This is a genomic window from Bacillota bacterium (assembly GCA_036504675.1).
Classification (GTDB): domain Bacteria; phylum Bacillota; class Sulfobacillia; order JAJYWN01; family JAJZPE01; genus DASXUT01.
Window position 1 is genome coordinate 1 of the sequence record DASXUT010000071.1, and the last position, 18,026, is coordinate 18,026.

The 18,026-nt window shown below is 64.9% G+C and carries 18 protein-coding genes; all 18 read right to left on the reverse strand.

Features of this window, described 5'->3' with window-relative positions:
• Positions 1-61: 61 nt before the first annotated feature.
• The gene (yabQ, locus tag VGL40_05450) at positions 62-541 is read right to left on the reverse strand and encodes a spore cortex biosynthesis protein YabQ (GenBank protein ID HEY3314714.1); all 480 of its coding nucleotides are present in this window, start codon (positions 539-541) and stop codon (positions 62-64) included.
• A gap of 97 nt (positions 542-638) precedes the next feature.
• The gene (locus VGL40_05455) at positions 639-1,547 is read right to left on the reverse strand and encodes a lytic transglycosylase domain-containing protein (protein HEY3314715.1); all 909 of its coding nucleotides are present in this window, start codon (positions 1,545-1,547) and stop codon (positions 639-641) included.
• A 155-nt stretch (positions 1,548-1,702) separates the two neighbouring features.
• Positions 1,703-1,993: a sporulation protein YabP gene (yabP, locus tag VGL40_05460; protein HEY3314716.1), complete on the reverse strand. Its 291-nt coding sequence runs from the start codon at positions 1,991-1,993 to the stop codon at positions 1,703-1,705.
• 124 nt (positions 1,994-2,117) lie between these two features.
• Complete coding sequence (locus VGL40_05465; protein ID HEY3314717.1) at positions 2,118-3,059, reverse strand: SpoIID/LytB domain-containing protein; 942 nt, start codon at positions 3,057-3,059, stop codon at positions 2,118-2,120.
• Between the two features lie 88 nt (positions 3,060-3,147).
• A complete protein-coding gene (locus tag VGL40_05470) occupies positions 3,148-3,426 on the reverse strand; it encodes an RNA-binding S4 domain-containing protein (GenBank protein HEY3314718.1) in 279 nt (92 codons plus the stop codon).
• Between the two features lie 60 nt (positions 3,427-3,486).
• Positions 3,487-3,765 (reverse strand): HU family DNA-binding protein, encoded by a 279-nt coding sequence (locus VGL40_05475; protein ID HEY3314719.1) that lies wholly within the window; start codon positions 3,763-3,765, stop codon positions 3,487-3,489.
• Between the two features lies 1 nt (position 3,766).
• The gene (gene mazG, locus VGL40_05480) at positions 3,767-4,621 is read right to left on the reverse strand and encodes a nucleoside triphosphate pyrophosphohydrolase (GenBank protein ID HEY3314720.1); all 855 of its coding nucleotides are present in this window, start codon (positions 4,619-4,621) and stop codon (positions 3,767-3,769) included.
• 9 nt (positions 4,622-4,630) lie between these two features.
• Positions 4,631-6,271: a polysaccharide biosynthesis protein gene (locus VGL40_05485; protein HEY3314721.1), complete on the reverse strand. Its 1,641-nt coding sequence runs from the start codon at positions 6,269-6,271 to the stop codon at positions 4,631-4,633.
• A 198-nt stretch (positions 6,272-6,469) separates the two neighbouring features.
• The gene (spoVT, locus tag VGL40_05490) at positions 6,470-7,033 is read right to left on the reverse strand and encodes a stage V sporulation protein T (protein ID HEY3314722.1); all 564 of its coding nucleotides are present in this window, start codon (positions 7,031-7,033) and stop codon (positions 6,470-6,472) included.
• Between the two features lie 137 nt (positions 7,034-7,170).
• Positions 7,171-10,695, reverse strand: a complete 3,525-nt coding sequence (gene mfd / locus VGL40_05495) for a transcription-repair coupling factor (protein HEY3314723.1) — start codon at positions 10,693-10,695, stop codon at positions 7,171-7,173.
• Between the two features lie 153 nt (positions 10,696-10,848).
• On the reverse strand, positions 10,849-11,280 hold the full coding sequence (locus VGL40_05500; GenBank protein HEY3314724.1) for a hypothetical protein: 432 nt from the start codon (positions 11,278-11,280) through the stop codon (positions 10,849-10,851).
• Between the two features lie 117 nt (positions 11,281-11,397).
• The gene (gene pth, locus VGL40_05505) at positions 11,398-12,036 is read right to left on the reverse strand and encodes an aminoacyl-tRNA hydrolase (protein HEY3314725.1); all 639 of its coding nucleotides are present in this window, start codon (positions 12,034-12,036) and stop codon (positions 11,398-11,400) included.
• An 88-nt stretch (positions 12,037-12,124) separates the two neighbouring features.
• Positions 12,125-12,823, reverse strand: coding sequence for a 50S ribosomal protein L25 (locus VGL40_05510; protein ID HEY3314726.1), 699 nt, complete (start codon positions 12,821-12,823; stop codon positions 12,125-12,127).
• 188 nt (positions 12,824-13,011) lie between these two features.
• Entirely contained in the window at positions 13,012-13,947 is a 936-nt protein-coding gene (locus VGL40_05515; GenBank protein ID HEY3314727.1) for a ribose-phosphate pyrophosphokinase, read from the reverse strand.
• Between the two features lie 113 nt (positions 13,948-14,060).
• On the reverse strand, positions 14,061-15,464 hold the full coding sequence (gene glmU / locus VGL40_05520) for a bifunctional UDP-N-acetylglucosamine diphosphorylase/glucosamine-1-phosphate N-acetyltransferase GlmU (GenBank protein HEY3314728.1): 1,404 nt from the start codon (positions 15,462-15,464) through the stop codon (positions 14,061-14,063).
• Between the two features lie 391 nt (positions 15,465-15,855).
• Positions 15,856-16,788, reverse strand: coding sequence for a WD40 repeat domain-containing protein (locus tag VGL40_05525; protein HEY3314729.1), 933 nt, complete (start codon positions 16,786-16,788; stop codon positions 15,856-15,858).
• A 4-nt stretch (positions 16,789-16,792) separates the two neighbouring features.
• Positions 16,793-17,257: a hypothetical protein gene (locus tag VGL40_05530; GenBank protein HEY3314730.1), complete on the reverse strand. Its 465-nt coding sequence runs from the start codon at positions 17,255-17,257 to the stop codon at positions 16,793-16,795.
• A gap of 564 nt (positions 17,258-17,821) precedes the next feature.
• Positions 17,822-18,026: SpoVG family protein (locus tag VGL40_05535; GenBank protein HEY3314731.1), on the reverse strand; the 205-nt coding region annotated here is incomplete at its 5' end.

An 18,026-nucleotide genomic window follows, 5' to 3' on the forward strand; every position in this document is an offset into this window, starting at 1 on the left:
CAGGACCCGTCGGATCATTCCCGGCGATGATTCGACGGCTCTTGTTTCGGCCTCGCGCCGGTCACTGGCCAGGTGGTCGCGGTCGGCGGAACCGGCCGGCCCCACCGGCGACCGCGGCCGTGACGGCCCGGCCGGCAGCCAGACTCCAAGACCTGACCGCCCCACCGGCGACGGCCGCTCCCTCGGCCGTCCACCCGCAGACGGTCCGCCCGGCCAGCCAAATCACTCGGAAAACGGCCAGGATGGTCCGCCAAAACCAGATCATCGTCCACAGTATGGCCGCGCTGGCCAGCTGGAAGTAGATGTAGAGGCCGGCGCCGGCACCCACGAAGACGTAAGACCGAAGTTCGCCCCCGTTGCCGATGACGAGCCCCCGGAAAACGAGGATGGTCGCCGCGATCCAAAAGAGGATGTCGCCGGCCGCGGTGAAGGCCTGGCCACTTCGAGCGGCCCGCCGCAGACCCCGATAGATATCGTATGCGACTCCGATGCCGACCCCGATCAGCACGGTGATCAGGAGCATCGCCACCTGGAGATCCACGGAGGTCAAGGGCGTCCCTCCCCGCCGGCCAAGCAACCGCCGGGACTTTGGCTGGCGGTCGCTCCCTCGGTTCAGGTCTATTCGCCCCGGACGGCCGTCACCACCGCCGACGCGGCCATTTGACCACTAGCCAGACCGCCAATAGAGACCATGCTCCGAGATCCACCAGGGGCAAGGACTGCCTCAGGGCGGGGAGGGCCTTAAAGAAACCTGCTCCAGTCGGTGTAAGGGCCTCCAGGCTCCGCCCGGACCAGTAGTTCAAGACGTCGCGGACAAAGGCCCGGGTCTCCTCATATGGGGGGAGCCCGTCGCCCGAAGGGCCGGATCTCGCCACGGCCGACTGAACCGTGCCGGCGCCGGCGTTGTAAGCGGCAAAGGCCAGGATGAAGTCGCCATGGAAGGTGTCAAGGAGTCGTCTAAGGTAGGCTGCCCCGGTCCGGATGTTGCCGGCCGGGTCGTAGATGCAGTCGGACGAAGTGGCCGGCGGGGCATGTAGGCCGTCACAGCTCGAATCGGGGTTGAACATCCGCCAGACCGCCGGGCTGATCTGCATCAACCCCTTGGCCCCCGCCTTCGACCTGGCGTTGGCGTCGAAGTCGCTCTCGACCCGGATAATCGCCGCCACCAGGGACGGGTCGAGGTCGTTGCGGATGGCGTAGAAGGTGATGTCCTGGGCATAGGGCAGGTCGCGGACCTGTCCTCTGAGGGCCGAGTAGCGGCTGAGGATGGCCGTGGCCGCCCGGTTCTGCCGGTCGACGGTCGCCGCCACCCCGATGTCGGCCAGCCTGGCCAGGGTGGCCAGGACCAAATAGCCGATGACCCAGCGGCGGGCCAGCTGGTTCTCGGGATTGAAGAGGTCGCTGAGGATCACCGCCGGGCTGGCCACCACACTGACCAAGGCCCGGCCGAGCCCGCCAAGGAGCCCACCGAGCCGAGACCAAATCGGCCGGCGAGAAGGTCGCCGGCCGCCGACGAAGAGTTCCAGAGGGGCAGGGAAGGGATGCACCGGAAACTCCTCCCGGAGGCGCGACCTGACCCGGTCGGGAGGCCCGCAATTGCCCCGTTTCGGCCGGCAGATGGGTCATATTCGCCTCAGCGGAAGGTTCTTCCTGCAGACCCAGGTGGCCCGGTCGACCGGGCCGGGTTCGACCACCTCCGGGCTCAGCGGAGGAGGCGGTCGATGATCCCCTTACCCTTACCCTTGGCCGCTTTCTTAGGACCGTAGTTGACCCCATTGACGAGCCCTTCGACCTCGAGGGTTCCGAGGTCCAGGTTGAGGGTCTTGATGTGGAGCTCTTCGCCCTTCAGGGTGAGCGTCCCCAGGTCGGTGTTGAGGATGATCTCTTGATCGTCGAAGCTGATCATCTCCAGGACGCCGTTGACGGTCACGGCCTCACGATTGCTGATCGACAGGACGTGCTGCTCATCCTGGTTTAGGTCCTTGTCCTCCATGCTGACTTTCCCTCCCCTGCGGTTCCTATCTCCATTCCTATGCCCGGGGGAGGAGAATAAGACCCGGCCCCTCTTGGCCGGGCCGGGTCTGGTCCTCCAATGACTTTGCCGAGGCGCCCGGGCCTCATCGCCAGCGAGTGACGACTTGGACCGATCGGTAGTAGAAGCGGACGATGTCGGCCGCCTTCCGCCCCTGAGTGGCCAGGGCCCTGGCTCCGTCCTGAGCCATCCCGACGCCGTGGCCGAAACCGCGGCCACTGAAGGTGACGTTCTCGCCGAGCACCGAGATCTGATCGATGAGGGTCGACTTGAGCTTCTCGCTGCCGAGGGCGATCCTCAGTTGCGGGCCGGAGACCGCGGCCCCGCCCATGACCAGGGCCATGGCCCGGCCCGACGGTCCTCGCTTGGTGATCCCGATGCTGGTGAAGCTGCCGGGGTCCGTTCCGGTCACCCTGATCACCGCCGATCGTATGTCAGCTTTGGTGAAGCTGGCGGTCCACGGGCTGAACCCTTCCGACCCGGCGACGTCCTTGACGTTCGTCAGGTACGGGGTGGCCTCACCCTTCCAGTCCAAGCCCTCCTGTGGGGTGGCGGTGCGTCCCCCGCTATTGGCATGGAACCAAGCCAGGATGTAGTTGCCCCGGTAGGTGATGACCTGGCCCCGAGTGTCGGCGACGGCCCGGCGGACGGTCTCGTTGGTCCGGCTGGCATCATAGGCCTGGAAATGGTCGGGGTTATCGCAGACGTCCGTGCCGTGAAGACTCTTCACCCCACCCTCCGCCAGCCGCTTCATCGTGTAGGTCCGGGCCACGATGGCCTGGGCTCGGACGGCCTCGACCGGCCAATCCCCCGGGACCTCCGCGGCCACCACTCCGACCAGATAGTCCTCGATCTTGAGACTGGCCTGCCGGCCGGTCCGGTCGTAGTTGATGGTCACCGTGGGCTCGATGATCGTCGGGAGGGGCTTCGCGGCCGGCCCACGGGCGGCGCGTACGGCGATGAGGCCCAGCCCGACGAGGGCCAGCGCGCCAACCCACCACCACCGGCTCAGCCCCTTTCCGTTCAATCCGGTTACCCCCTTGTCGCCCGAAACGGACGGCAACGGCTGTTTCTAGGATCCTGCCGTCGGGCGGGGCGTATCGGTTTCGCCGCCGCTAGTCCTGGTCCGACCCGCCCTTCTCGAAGCCTCGTTCTTCCAAGACCTCATAGAGCTCCTTGGCCCTGGCGGCGGGGACCGCCGCCTTGACCTCGAGGACCTTGAACTTGAGGAAGCGTTCCCCGAAGCTGACCGTGACGACGTCCCCGGCCTCGACTTCGCTGGCTGCCTTGCCCGACTTCCCGTTGATCGTCACCCGTCCGCCCTCGCACGCCTGCTTGGCCACCGTCCGCCGCTTGATTACCCGGCTGACCTTAAGGAACTTGTCGAGACGCATGGCTTCCTCCCCCCAAGAAAGAATCAGGTCGCCTCTTTGGTTCGACCTGATCCTCCGGGATTACCTCTTGTCGACCGTATCTTTCAGCGATTTCCCCGCCTTAAAGGCCGGCACCTTGGCCTCGCTGATGCTGATGGCCTCGCCGGTCTGAGGGTTCCGGCCCGTGCGGGCCGCCCGGCGCCGCACCTCGAAAGTGCCGAACCCCACCAGGGCTACCTTGTCCCCCTTGCCGAGGGCATCCTCGATGGCCTCGAAGACCGCGTTGACGGCCTTCTCCGCGTCCGCTTTGCGCAGACCGGCCTTCTCCGCCACGCTATTCACCAGATCCGTCTTGTTCAAATCAATCCCCCCGTCTTCGATGGTTTCCTTTGGCCTTCTGCCATAGCCTCAATAACTCCGAGGCCCCGAGTTCCTCGACTCGGCGGCCTGCCCTGAGAGCTTCCTCCTCGACGACTTCAAACCGGGCGGCGAACCTGGTCGTGGTCTGAGTGATCGCCTCTTCTGGCTCGACGCCCGCCAGGCGGGCCAAGTTGACTAGGGCGAAGAGGAGGTCGCCGATTTCGTCACCTATTCTAACCTGGTCTTCCCGCCCGTATCCCAAAGCCAGTTCTGCCAACTCCTCCTTGGCCTTATCGATGGCCCCGGCCGCGGTCGGCCACGTGAAGCCCTTACGGGCCGCCCTTTCCTGGACTTTGATGGCCCGCATCAGAGCCGGCAGTTCCCTCGGGATGCCGGCCATGAGCCCGCGGGGTTCATCTTCAGACCGGCCTTCTTTCTCTTTTTGCTTGATCCGGTCCCAGCGGCGCAGGACCTCTTGACTGTCGGCCACCTTGACCCCGGCGAAGACGTGCGGATGGCGCCGAATCATCTTCTCGGTGATCCCGGCAATGACGTCGTCCGGCCCGAAGTCCCCTTCCTCCTCCCCGATGACCGCGTGCAGGGCCACCTGCAGGAGGACGTCGCCGAGTTCCTCGGACAGCTTGTCCGGCTTCCCGGCATCAATGGCCTCGATCGTCTCGTAGGCCTCCTCGATGAGGTACGGCTTCAGGCTCCGGTGGGTTTGTTCACGGTCCCACGGGCAGCCGCCCTCGCCACGGAGGCGGCGGACGACCTCCATGAAACGCTCGAAGGCCGAACCGGCGGTCCGTCCCTCGTCATTGCCTCGCCCCTCAAGATCCCGGTCGATGTCGCTCAACCCCGTTCGTCAATGGATGAAGCCGAACCGGCGCAAGAACCCGGACACGGCCGGCCCGACCCGCGGTATGGTTTCTAGGTCACGGGCGGACATCCCTCCGATGGCCAGAAGGACCAGGCCATAGGTAAGCCCCCCGGCGGCGATGGCCAGTACGGTTGCCGGCTTCTGATGCCCGGTCAGGGCCAGGCCCCCGACCAAGGCGCCCCGGACGGCCAGGGCCATGACGGCGGTGGCCAAGGCCGGTTTGACAAGGCCACGGTTCCAGTCGAAGATCGGACCAACCAGCGATTCTACCGCGCTCAGGTTGACCGCCGAGGCGACCAGGAAACCGACCACCGTGGCTACGGCGGCCCCCTTGATGCCGAAGGCCGGGAGACCGGTCAGGATCCAGCTCAGGACGGCCTTGACCGCGGCCCCCATGGCCAGGCTGCGGAGGGGCAGGGTGGCCCGGCCCAGGCCCTGAAGGACGGCCGACGACGTCTGTTGCAGGGCGAGGAAGAGGAGGCCCGAAGAAAGGGCGGCCACCGATACGCCGGCCATCGGCTGCCGATAAAGGAGGCTGGGGATTTCCGAACTCAACAGGTACAGGCCGATGACGCAGGGGAGGGTAAGGATGATTGTCATCCGGATGCCGGTGGCCGCCCGCTCCCTTACCAGTTGCCGGTCGCCCAGGGAGGCGGCGGCCGAAACGGCCGGGACCATCGCCATGGAGATGGCGGAGGTCACGCTGATAGGCATGAAGACCAGGGGAAACGCCATCTGGGAGAGTTGGCCGTAGAGGGCCGTAGCCTGGGCTGGAGCCAGTCCGGTGGCCTGCAGCCGCCCGGGCACGATGGTCGCGTCGAGCACGTTCATCAGCGGTTGGATGATCGCCGCCAGGCTGATCGGCACAGACAGCTTGATCAGTTCGATCAGGAAGCGCCCGGGTCCCTCGTCGGCGGTCGCCCCGCGGCTTCGCTGGCGACGCCCGGCCGGAGACCTGGACGGGCGGGCCGGCTGTTCATAGGTTCCCAGGGCGCCTCCCTCCCGCCAGTAGATGGTCGCCAAGAAGAGGAGCCCGGCGATGGCGCCGGCGACGGCGCCGAAGGTCGCCCCGGCGGCCGAATAGGCGAGGCCTCGGGGGGCCAGCCAGATCGACAAGGCGAACATGGTCGCCACCCGCACGATCTGCTCGAGCACCTGGGAAACGGCGGTCGGGGTCATCCGGTGAAGCCCCTGGAAGTAGCCGCGCAGGGCCGACATCACGGCGACCAGGAAGATGGCCGGGGAGACGGCCACCAGGCACAAGTAGGATCTGGGTTCATGGTAGACCCGATTGGCGAAGAAACCGGCCGAGGCATAGAGGACGAGCGAACAGGCAGCCCCGGTTACGGCCAGGAAGGCCAGAGAGACCCGGGCGGCCCGCCGAGCGTCCTCGAACCGTCCCTTGGCCACTCGCTCGGCGATCATCTTGCAGACGGCGATGGGCACGCCCAGGGTCGAGATGGTCAGGAGCATGTTGTAGATCGGGTAGGCCAGCCCATATAGACCGAAACCCTCGTCCCTGAGGACCCAGGAGAGGGGGATACGGTAGACGGCCCCGATGATCTTGCTGAACAGCCCGGCCAGGGCCAGGACGAGCGCGCCCTGTAGGAACGAATCCCTGGACATCGACGTCCTCCTCGCCGCCTTCGGCTCACCCGGGCAAGGACCCGGGGAAAGACCCGGGCAACAGGCCCGGGTGAAGACCCAAGCAAAGCAAAAATGCGCCTACGCAGACTCCAGCGCATTTTTGGTCAGGCCGAACGCGGCTCCAAGAACAAGGGGCACTTTGCATCCCGGCGCGGGGGATTTGGCTCGCCCCGCCGCCTACTGCTCCATCTGCTTGGCCAGAAATCCGGCGGCGGTCTCCGCCAGCTTCAGTTCCATCTCGCCGAACTGGACATCAGGCTCTTTCGAGCTGATGATGACGGCTCCGATCGGGTCGCCGCCCGAGATGATCGGGGCGATGACTTCGGCCGTGAACTTGCAGCCGGCTTCTTCGTCGTCGAGGAGGCACTCCTTGCAATAGCGGTGCTCTCCCGGCTTGGTGATGAGGACCGGCTTCCTTTCCTCCATCACCTTCTCCACGGCCACGCTGATGGCTTTGTTGAGGAACTCTTTCTTGGGGGCCCCGGCCACGGCGATGATGTTGTCCCGATCGGTGATCAGGGCGATGTGGCCGACGGCCTCGTAAAGGGAATCGGCGTATTCCTTGGCGAAGTCGCCGAGTTCCCCGATGGGGGAGTACTTCTTGAGGATGACCTCACCCTCGCGGTCGACGAATATCTCCAACGGATCGCCCTCGCGAATGCGCAGGGTTCGACGGATTTCTTTGGGGATGACCACCCGTCCGAGATCGTCGATCCGCCTGACTATGCCCGTAGCTTTCATCTGCACCCCTCCTTTTCCCTGCCCCGAGCCTCATCAGTCCGGTCTTAGTATATAGGTGCTTTAACACAATTATTCATTTTTTCCAGTTGGGCAAGCCGCCCGGCGGACCCGCCTTGGCCGGCTCCGGCGGAGCCGTTCTAGACCACAACGGCGAAGCGTTCGGCCTGGGCCAGGACGCCCTCGACGGCCTCGAGCAGCCGGCCCTCTTCGAGCCCTTGGACCTTGATCAGCAGGACCGGCGCGGCCTTCTGGGGCGAGAGGACGATCCGGTCGCGGTGCTTCAGCGACAGGTCGGATAGGGAATCCAGGGAGAGGCGGCGCATCGGCCCGAATTTGATCTGGACGATGCCTTTCTGCTGGACGACGGCGACGACGCCGAGCTTCTTCGCCAACGCCTTGATCCTGGCCACCCCGAGGAGGTTCTGAACGGCCTGCGGTGGGTCCCCGAAGCGGTCGCGGACCTCGTCGAGGATCTCGTCGGCGTCGCCCTGGTCCTCGACCACCGAGATTTTCTTGTATAGCTCTATCTTCTGCCGCGAGTCGGGGACGTAACCATCGTCGACATAGGCGTCGATGGGCAACTCGATGGATGGCTCGATGACCTCGGGCCGCTTCTCACCGCGCAGTTCCAGGACGGCTTCCTCGAGCATCTGGGCGTAAAGGTCGAAGCCGACGGACAGGATGTGGCCATGTTGCTCAGGGCCGAGGATGTTGCCGGCCCCGCGGATCTCCATATCCCTCAGAGCGATCTTGAAGCCCGACCCAAACTCGGTGAATTCCTTGATTGCCTCGAGCCGCTTCTCGGCCGTCTCGGTGATGACCTTGTCCCGCCGGTAGGTGAAGTAGGCGTAGGCCAGCCGGTTCGAGCGCCCGACCCGCCCCCTCAGCTGATAGAGTTGAGCCAGCCCGAGGTGGTCGGACTCCTCTACCACCAGGGTGTTGACATTGCTGATGTCCAGGCCGTTCTCGATGATCGAGGTGCAGGCGAGGACGTCCTCCTCACCGTTCATGAAGTCGAGCATGATCCGCTCCAGATCGTCCTCGTTCATCTGGCCGTGGCCCACGGCCACCCTGGCTTCGGGTACGAGGCGCTGGATCCGCGCGGCGACCCGGTCGATGGTCTGGACCCGGTTGTGGACGTAGTAGACCTGCCCCCCGCGGTCCAGCTCCCTCTGGATGGCCTCCCGGACCAGTTCGTCCGAGTACTCGACGACATAGGTCTGGACCGGGTAGCGGTCCTCGGGCGGGGTCTCGATGACGCTCATGTCGCGGATGCCGATCATCGCCATGTGCATCGTCCGCGGAATGGGCGTGGCCGAGAGGACCAGGACGTCGACGGTCTCCTTGAGCTTCTTCAGGCGTTCCTTGTGGGCCACCCCGAAGCGTTGCTCCTCGTCGATGATCAGCAGGCCCAGGTCCTTGAAGTGGACGTCCTCGGAGAGCAACCGGTGGGTGCCGATGACCACATCGGCCGCCCCCTTGCGGGCGGCCGCGGCCGCCTTCTTTTGCTCGGCGGCCGAGCGGAAGCGCGAGAGGAGCTCGATCTTGACCGGGTAGCCGGCGAAGCGGTCCCGGAAGGTGTTGAAGTGTTGGGCGGCCAGGATGGTCGTGGGGACGAGGACGGCCACCTGCTTGCCGTCCATCACCGCCTTGAAAGCGGCTCGGATGGCCACCTCGGTCTTGCCGTAGCCGACGTCCCCGCAGAGGAGGCGCTCCATAGGCTGCGGCTTCTCCATGTCCGCCTTGATTTCGGCGGTCGCCTGCAATTGGTCGGGGGTCTCCTCGAAGCGGAAGGCCTCCTCGAACTCGTGCTGCCAGACGGTGTCGGGACCGAAGGCGTGCCCCGGCGTGGCCTGCCGGACGGCATAGAGGCGGAGTAGTTCCTCGGCCATCTGGCGGACGGAGGCCTTGACCCGGTTCTTGACCTTGGCCCAGTCCATCCCGCCGAGCTTGTAGACCTTCGGTTCCTGGCCCTCGGCCCCGATGTACTTCTGGACCAGGTCAATCTGGTCGGTCGGGACGTAGAGCCGGTCCTCCCCCGCGTACTGGACATAGAGGTAGTCCCGGTTCTTCCCCTGGATCTCCAGGGTCCGCAGGCCGAGGTACCTGCCGATGCCGTGGCTGACGTGGACGACGTAGTCGCCGATCTTGAGGTCCTGATAGGAGGCGAGCCGCAGGCCCTCGCGGGCGGTCCTGGGCTTCGTCCGCCGCTTGACCCGGCCAAAGATGTCGTCATCGGTGAGGACCACGAGGCCGATCGCGGGGAATTCGAAACCGGTCTCGAGGCTACCGACGACGGCCGCGAAACGCGCCGGTTCGGGGATCGTCCAGGCTTCTTCAGTCTGGGCCGGCAGGCCCTCTTCACGGATGATGCTGGCCAGGCGTTGGGCCCGCTCGACGGTGGAGGCTACCAGGACGACCCGATCGTTCCGGGCCGCGTAGCGCTTGGCCTCAGCGACAAAGGCTTCCCGCTGGCCCTGGAAACTTGGACCCGGGCGGGCCTCGACGGCGACCAGGTTGTCGGGTTCGGCCGCCGGGAACTTCCGCAGCAGGAGGGACAAGTAGATGACCGGGCGCTCCTTGGCCCGGGCCCAGAAGTCGTCGTAGCCCTGGTAAACCGCCGCCTGGGTCGGCAGGGCCTCGCCCCGCTCGAGGGACGAGCCGTACATCTCGGCGACCACCCGCTCGCTCTCATCGGCCGCTTCTTTGATCCGCAACGGGTCGTCAAGGACGACGACCGCCCGCGGTGGCAGGTAGTCGATGATTGTCTCGAGGTGCGGAAAGAAGAACGGGGCATACGATTCGAGGCCCTCGTCGCCGGCGTTCTCCAAGCGCTCGAGGTGGGCCTCGACCCGCTCCCGGAGCGCCTGGGCGGGCTTGCCGAGGTCGGCCTTGGTCAGTCTTCTCAGGCTGGCCTCCAGTTCGCGCCGGATGGCCTTGAGGGCCTCGTCCCGCCCACCCTCCGGAAAAATCATCTCCCGAGCCGGAGTGACCCGGATCGACTGAAGGTTGGTCAAGGACCGCTGAGAGACGGGGTCGAAGAGGCGGATGGAGTCGATCTCGTCGTCAAAGAACTCAACCCGCCAGGGCTGGTCGGACACCGGTGAGAACAGGTCGACGATCCCACCGCGGACGCTGAACTGGCCCTTTCCCTCGACCACGTCAACCCGTTCGTAGGCCATGGCGGCCAGGCTTTCGACGACCAGGTCAAGGTCCAGACGGTCGCCCCACTTGAGGTCGACCCCCAAGGTGTTGAAGCGTTCCCGGGGCATCAGCCGGGGTAGGACGGCCCCGACCGGGGCGATGACGATCGGCGAGCCGCCCCCGCCGAGCCGCCAGAGGACCCGCAAACGGTCGGCGAAGAGCTCGGGGCTGTGGGCGACGACCTGATAGGGAAGGATCTCGACGGCCGGGAAGACGTCGACCTCGCGCCCCCCGAGAAGGGTCGCCAGGTCGTCCTTCAGGCGCTCGGCCTGGGTCAGGTGACTGACCAGGACGAACAGCGGCCGCTCGGTGGCCCGGGCCATCTCGGCCAGGAAATAGGCCTTCTGGGATCCGGTCAGGCCATAGACCAGTTGCTGACGGGCCCCCTCGTCGAGGGCCGTCCGGACCCGGTTGAACTCTTTGAGCTCGGGCCTTTGTGGGGAGGGGCTTAGGCTCACGCGCTTGTCCTCCAAAGCCAAAAGGGGGCTCTCCCTCTAACTCCGGGGAGTCCCTGCCGGCCTGTCTTGTTCGGTTGGTCGGAACTAATTATAGCCGGGCGGCGCCGGACGGTCAACCGCCCGTCCCTCGATGGAAGCCTGCTTCGGCGCCGGTTAGGGCGCCTTCCGGCGCCGACTTGGGCCGCTCAGCTCCGGCAACCGGCCGATGACGACGGAGTTGAAAAGGACGTGGACCATGGTCGCCGCCAGGACCGCCGCCGGGCCCGAACCAGTCCGCCGCCAGACGAGGGCGGCCGCGGTCCCGAAGCCGAGGTGACCGGCCAGGCCGACGAGGCCCGCGAAGAGCCCGGCCTTCGACGGTTTGGCCACGTCGTAAACCAGCTCGATGGCCCCGAAGAGGGCGTGGGTGGCCAGGATGGGGGCGGTCAGGAAGAGCGCCGAGCCGGTCTTGGCCGTCTCTTCGAGAAGGGGCACGAGCACGGCCACCGCGGTCCGGCGACCGTCGCCGACGGCCACCCGGTTGGCAACGAGGGCGACCATCGCCGCGATGATGGCGGCGAGGACGGTTAAACCGAGAGTTCTCACGGGTCTTAAGGTGACCGAAAAGGCCGCTGCCTAAGCAGCGGCCGAGCGGCTCTGGTCTTCAGTTGGGCGGAGCCCGCTGTGGGCGGTCCCGGGGCGGGGCGTCCTTGAATGGCGGCCTCAGGGGCGGTCCTGGGGCTTCCTCGGTTTGGGTGGTTCCTGGTCTCCCGGGCCCGAGTCGGCCGGCTTGGCCAGGTCGAGCCCATTGGCGACGGCCATCGCCCGCTCGAGCCCGGCGGCCAGGAAGGCCTCGAGGCAGTCGGCGGCGGCGACGACGACCCGGTCCAGGATGGCCAGTTCGGCCCGAGAGGGACGATCGAGGACCCATTTGACCACATCCCCGCCCGACTCCGGCCGGCCGATTCCCAGGCGCAGACGCGGGAACTCGGTCGTCCTCAGGTGATCGGCGATCGACTCCAACCCGCGATGCCCGGCGCTCGAGCCGGAACCCTTCAGCCGCAGGCGGCCGACGGGCAGGTCGAGATCGTCGACGACGACCAGCATATCCCGGGGAAGCAGGCCGAGGGTCGAAAGGGCGGCCCGGACCGCCCCTCCGGAGAGGTTCATGTAGGTTTGCGGCTTGAGCAGGAGGACATCCTGGCCGGCCACCCGGCCTCGCCCGGTCCGCCCCTGGAACCGCCGCCCGGACAGGGTGATCCCGTGCCTCCGGGCCACTTCGTCGACGGCCCTGAAGCCCATGTTGTGCCTGGTCCCGGCATACTCGCGGCCGGGGTTGCCCAGGCCGACGAGGAGCTCCATCCTGCCCCACCTCCGCGCGGCCCCCGGGGGCCGTACATACGAGGAGCGTAATCCCGGGGGATTACGCTCCGCCATGGCCAGGGGTTGATTACTTCTCGCTCTTGCCCTTTACTTCCTTGCCGGGGGCCTCGCCCTCGGCTTCTTCCTTGCCCTTGCCGATGACCTCCGGCTGGGTCCGATCGGCGCTCTCGGCGGCCGCCTCCGGCTTGACCTCTTCCTCGACCGCCTTCGGGGCCACCAGTGAGGCCACGACGGTGTCGAGTTCGGTGACGACCTCGACCCCCTCGGGGATCTTCAGGTCGGCCACGGAGAGGTGATGACCGATCGCCAGGGTGGAGACGTCGGCCACGAGGTGATCCGGAATGTTGGTTGGGAGGCACTCGACCTCGATCTCCCACAGCTGATGCTGCAAGATTCCGCCGCCCTTCTGGGCCAGCTCTTCGCCGACGACCCGGATGGGCACCACCGTGCGCAGGCGATCCTTGAGTGAGATCTGGTAGAAGTCGGCGTGGACGATGTCCCCGCGGACCGGATCTTGCTGGACATCCTTGACCATACAGGTCCGCTCATCGACGGCGCCGTCCTCGCCGATGGCCAGCCGGATGATGCTGTTGCGCCCGGCCCGCGTATTCAGGACCCGACCGAAATCTTTGGCCGGAACCTTCACGGCGACGGCCTCGACGCCCTTGCCGTAAAGGACCGCCGGGACGTAACCCTCCCGCCGGGTGGCATGGGCGCTGCCCTTGCCGGTCTCACGTTTGGCGGCCTGGAGAAGAACCTGTTCCATTTTCCGCTAGTAGCCCCTTTCTCACACAGGAAAAAAGCACTGCCAATGGGCAGCAACATCAACATGATAATCGTTCGGCCTTCAGTTGTCAACGTTTTGGCCTTTGTCGTTTTGGCCTTTGGCGCCCGGTTTTCCGTGCTTCGCCGAGGGTCCCGCGACCTGGCGTCGGGCTTCGGTCGCTTGTCGCCTTACTTGAACATGGTGCTGATCGAAAGATCCTGGGCGATCCGGCTGATCGCCTCGGCCAGCAGGGTTCCGATGGACAGGACCTTGAATTTCGGAGACGAGGCCTCTTCGGGCGTCAGGGGGATGGTGTTGGTGACGACGACCTCTTTGATCGGCGATGACTCCAGCCGTTCCACCGCCGGGCCGGAGAGGACCGGGTGGGTGGCGCAGGCGTAGACCTCAGTCGCCCCCCGCTCGACCATGGCCGCGGCGCCGAGGCAGATCGTGCCGGCCGTATCGATGATGTCGTCGACCATGATCACCGTCTTGCCCTGGACCTTGCCGATGACGTTCATGACCTCGACCGCGTTCGGCTCGGGACGGCGCTTGTCGATGATGGCGATGGGCACCCCCAGCCGGTCGGCCAGGGTCCTCGCCCTGGTCACCCCGCCGAGGTCCGGGGAGACGACGACGGCGTTATTGAGCTTCTTCGACAGGAGATACTCGGCGATGATCGGGATACCGCTCAGATGGTCCACCGGGATGTCGAAGAACCCCTGGATCTGACCGGCGTGGAGGTCGACGGCGAGGATCCGGCCGACCCCGGCCGTGGTCAGGAGGTTGGCCACCAGCTTGGCGGTGATCGGCTCGCGGCCCCGCGTCTTCCGATCCTGCCTGGCATAGCCGTAATAGGGGATGACCGCCGTCACCCGCTGGGCCGAGGCCCGCCGGACGGCGTCGATCATGATGAGCAGCTCCATCAGGTTGTCGTTGATCGGCGTGCAGGTCGGCTGGACCAAGAAGACATCGGCCCCGCGGACGTTCTCTTCGACGATGATCTTGATCTCACCGTCGGAGAACCGCCCGACGTCGGCTTTCCCGACCCGGATGCCCAGACGGCCGGCGATCTCCTCGGCCAGGGCCCGATTGGCCGAGCCGGTCAAGACTTGAAGGTTCATCTCTGGTGTGATCGGTGTCACCCTTGGTCCCTCCTGAATTCCTCTTCCCGTTGCTATCATGTCGGGTCTTGACGAATGGCCGGTCCACCCAGTGGAGAGCCCCTTCGCCATTTTCAGGGTTCGCTATGTGGCCCGGGCTTTCCCGCTCGTTCGCGCCTTTTTTTGGCCCAACCCTCGATGTTCACCTGCTCCTTGCTCCGGGCGATGGCCAGGGCGTCGCCGGGAACGTCGTTGGTCAGGGTGGAGCCGGCCGCGGTATAGGCCCCCCGGCCGATGGTAATTGGGGCGACGAGGTTGTTGTTGCACCCGATGAAGGCCTCCGGGCCGATGACCGTCCGGTGTTTCTTCTCGCCGTCGTAGTTGACCACGACCACGCCGGCCCCGATGTTGACCCCGCCGCCGATCTCGGTGTCCCCGATGTAGCTGTGGTGGGAGATCTTCGTCCCCCGGCCGACGACCGAATTCTTCAACTCGGCGTAGTTGCCGATGCGGGCCTCCGACCCGATGACGTTGCCGGCCCGTAGATGGCTGTAGGGGCCGACCGTGACCTTCTCGCCGACCTGGCTCTTTTCAATCACCGAGTGCTGGATGACGCAGCCCGGGCCGATCCTGGAGTCGCGGATGTCCGCCGACGGCCCGATGACGCAGCCCTCGCCGATCTCGGTCCGGCCGCTGATGAAGGTGAAGGGGAGGATGGTAGCGTCTCGCCCGACGACCACGTCGGCGTCGACATAGGTCTTATCCGGGTCGGTCACGGTCACCCCGGAGGTCATCAGGCGGTCGAGGATTCGTCGACGGACGACGGCCTCGGCCTCGGCCAGCTGCCGGCGGTGGTTGATTCCGCTGACCTCGTCGGGGTCGGCGGCCGCGTAGACGTGGCCGGGCCGCCCGTCGGCCATGATCAGCCGGACCACATCCGGGAGATAGTATTCCTTTTGGGCGTTGTCATCCTTCAGCCGCGGCAGGGCGGCGAAGAGGGCCCGGCTGTCGAAGCAGTAGATGGCCGTGTTGATCTCGTTGATCTGGCGCTCCTCGGGGGTGGCGTCACGATCCTCGACCACGGCCAGGAGGCGCTCTTCCGGCGAACGAATGACCCGGCCGTATCCCGCCGGGTCTTCGACTCGGGCCGTCAGGAGGGTCACGCCGGCCCCTGAACGCTGGTGGGCGGCGATGAAGTCGGCCAGGGTCTCCCGGGTGAGGAGGGGGGTGTCTCCCGGCAGGACCATCAAAGTTCCGTCGAAGCCTCGCAGCCTCGAGGCCGTCTGGGCGACGGCGTGACCGGTGCCCAATTGCTCCTCTTGAATGACGTAATCCGCCCGGTCACCCAGGGCGGCTTCGATCAGTTCACGCTGGTAACCCACGACCACCAGGGGCTTTGCACCGACCGCCGCGGCGGCCGCCTCGACCACATACTCAATCATCGGCCGGCCGGCCAACTGGTGGATCACCTTGGGCAGATTGGATTTCATCCGGGTACCCTGGCCGGCGGCCAGGATCACGCATTGGACTTCGGGCACACCCTCAACCCCTCGGATTAAGTAGTAACCTGGACCCAGCCACTTATTCAACATGCCAATCGTGGTTCCTTCATCGGGGCGGGGGCGGGGGCGAGGGCCGGAGCGGCGGGGCTGGTCTCCAGTCGGGTCGCCCCAGGCCGGACAATGGGGATGGGAGAACGTGGAAGGGCCCGTCCGCGGGGGACGGGCCTGATCTGGGAAGATGTTTGTCAACCCAGAAAACCGCGCTCGCCGCCTTGGCTACAAGCAATGCTAAGCCGGGGTGAGCAAGGTCAGAAATGTGAGGCTCCCTCAGGAGGGCTTGAGACTGTGATATGGCTTCTTGGGTGGCACTGGGGGGGCCCGGTTCACGGATTACGTTCAATTTGGTTGCAGAAGTCCCACGTCCACGCTAGGGGGTCTGGGGCTGCCATACTGGATATCGACCCTTGCCGATTCGCATGATCTCACGACCTGGAACGGACAGCCATATGACTGAAGAACCGTCCTGCTCCACGGTCTGAAAAAGCCAGCTGCCGGTCTTCGGGCTGAAATCCCAGATCCTGACTTCTCCGATTCCTTTTGGCATCTGTGTTGGAGCGGGCTTATCGGCTGGTTTCTGGGGCGACGGCCGACTTGTGTAGATGGTTCCCCCTGTATCCTTTATGACCTTGCCTTTCACCGACGTGTCGATGTAGACCACTTCTTGACCGTTCCATGACCAGGGGAAAACAGAGTGCCCGTCGTCTCCTCTTAGAAGCAGCGTCGAGTTCCCGTCAGCCAGTGTGAGTTCTTTCAGCTCACAATACCCCGCCCCGCCCTCCGGCAAATCGACTGTACCCCCGTAATGCACTTCCGAGTATGCTAACTTCTGTCCGTCCGGGGACCACTTCTCCCCCCAGACACCTGCTTTGAGAATGAGCTTCCGCCTCTGGATATCGACCACATTGATTACTCTGGACGGGTAACCGGAACCGCTGACCAAAAGATGCTGGCCAGTCGGCGACCACTCCATCCTGGCGACCAGGGTCGGGTCTCCATCGAAGTCTAGCGCAACTGCGTACGCTTCTTGGCTTCCTATCGAGTGTATCCTCAGCTTCGGATTAGTCTTCGGATCGTCAACACTTGTATGGATCAGGTGCTTTCCATCCTGCGACCAAATACAGCTGGACGCTTCTTCTGGCGAGATCCAGAGAGCATGGTGGGACCGGGGAGTATAGATTGCGACCTTTCGGGCTTCGTTCACGAAGGCAAACAGGTCTTTGGTGCTAGTCGTATGCCGACAACCCGGGACAAGAAGACTAGCAACCATCAGTAGAATGAGAACCGGGCGTGTCACCGCCATCCACCTACCTGCGGTGATAAATGAAGATGCTCTGCGGTGTCCAGCCGTTGCTCACGTATTGGCCAATGGTCTGGTAGTTGCGGTCGCCCCACGGGTCCCTGATATAGAAGCTGTTGTCATCAGTCCATTTGCCCCAGACCTTGTACACGGCGACGAAGTGGGTACTCGAGCCCTTCGTTAGGTAGACGATCACGGGTTCAGAGTGGTAGTAGACACCCACGACGACAGACGCTCTGTCGTAGACATATTGGCCGTCCCAGGTGGCCGTCCCCTGGCTTGCATTGGGAGCCCAGGCCCAGTCGAATAGGTCGGCATGGGTGCCGAGAGCGGTGTTGAACTCAGGAACGGTGTACGTGGCCCCGAAGTATCTGAACGTGGAAAGCGCGCTGCAGAATCCGCAGCCTTCTTCAGCCACGGACTTGTTGCGATCCTGCATCATGACAGTGGGATAATCGAGCTGGTTGAACAAGGGGACCCCCGACAGCTCCCAGTAGTAGTACTCCTGTTCGGGGGGTATCGAGGTTATGCCTACATCGCCTGCCGTGATTCCGTAGATGCCGGGCTTCAGCGGAACGTCCTGAACTTACGGAGGCAGTTTGATGTTACCCGCAAAAGCAACGGTAGGCAACAAGCCAACGAGCACCAAAGCAAGGGCAAGTGAGAGGATTCTCTTCATCCGCCATTCCTCCTTTTTTTGTCACCGGCTCACCCCATTCGCCGGCAATGCTAGCATGTACTTCTATACTTGTCGCTTTTTGGGACATTCCGGCGGGCGGTTTACATAGTGCGGAAAGATTCTTGTACCCAAAGCCGATCCATGTCGCCTGAGTGTCTATAAGACGAGCTAAGCAGAGGTGAGCAAGGAAAAAGGAAATGGGTCCCCTCAGTGAGAGGACCCACCTAGGCTTGCCGTGAACTTCCGTGAACCGGCCCTCCAGAGTCTTTGAGGGCACCCGTCAATAGCCTGGGCCCACCGTTGTCGGTGGGCCTTTCGATTTTGACCGTTCGATTGTCACTGTGGGGTTGCGTCTCCTCACTGCGCCCTGGCCAGCGGCGCGCTCCTCCCGTTGAGCCCCTCCTCATAGGCCCGGATGACCGCCCCCTGAATCATCTCCCGGGCCTCAGCGGTGATTGGATGGGCCACGTCACGGAAGGTCCCTTCCGGCGTCTTGCGGGACGGCATAGCCACGAAAAGGCCATTCTGCCCCTCGACCACCCGGACATCGTGAACCACGAAC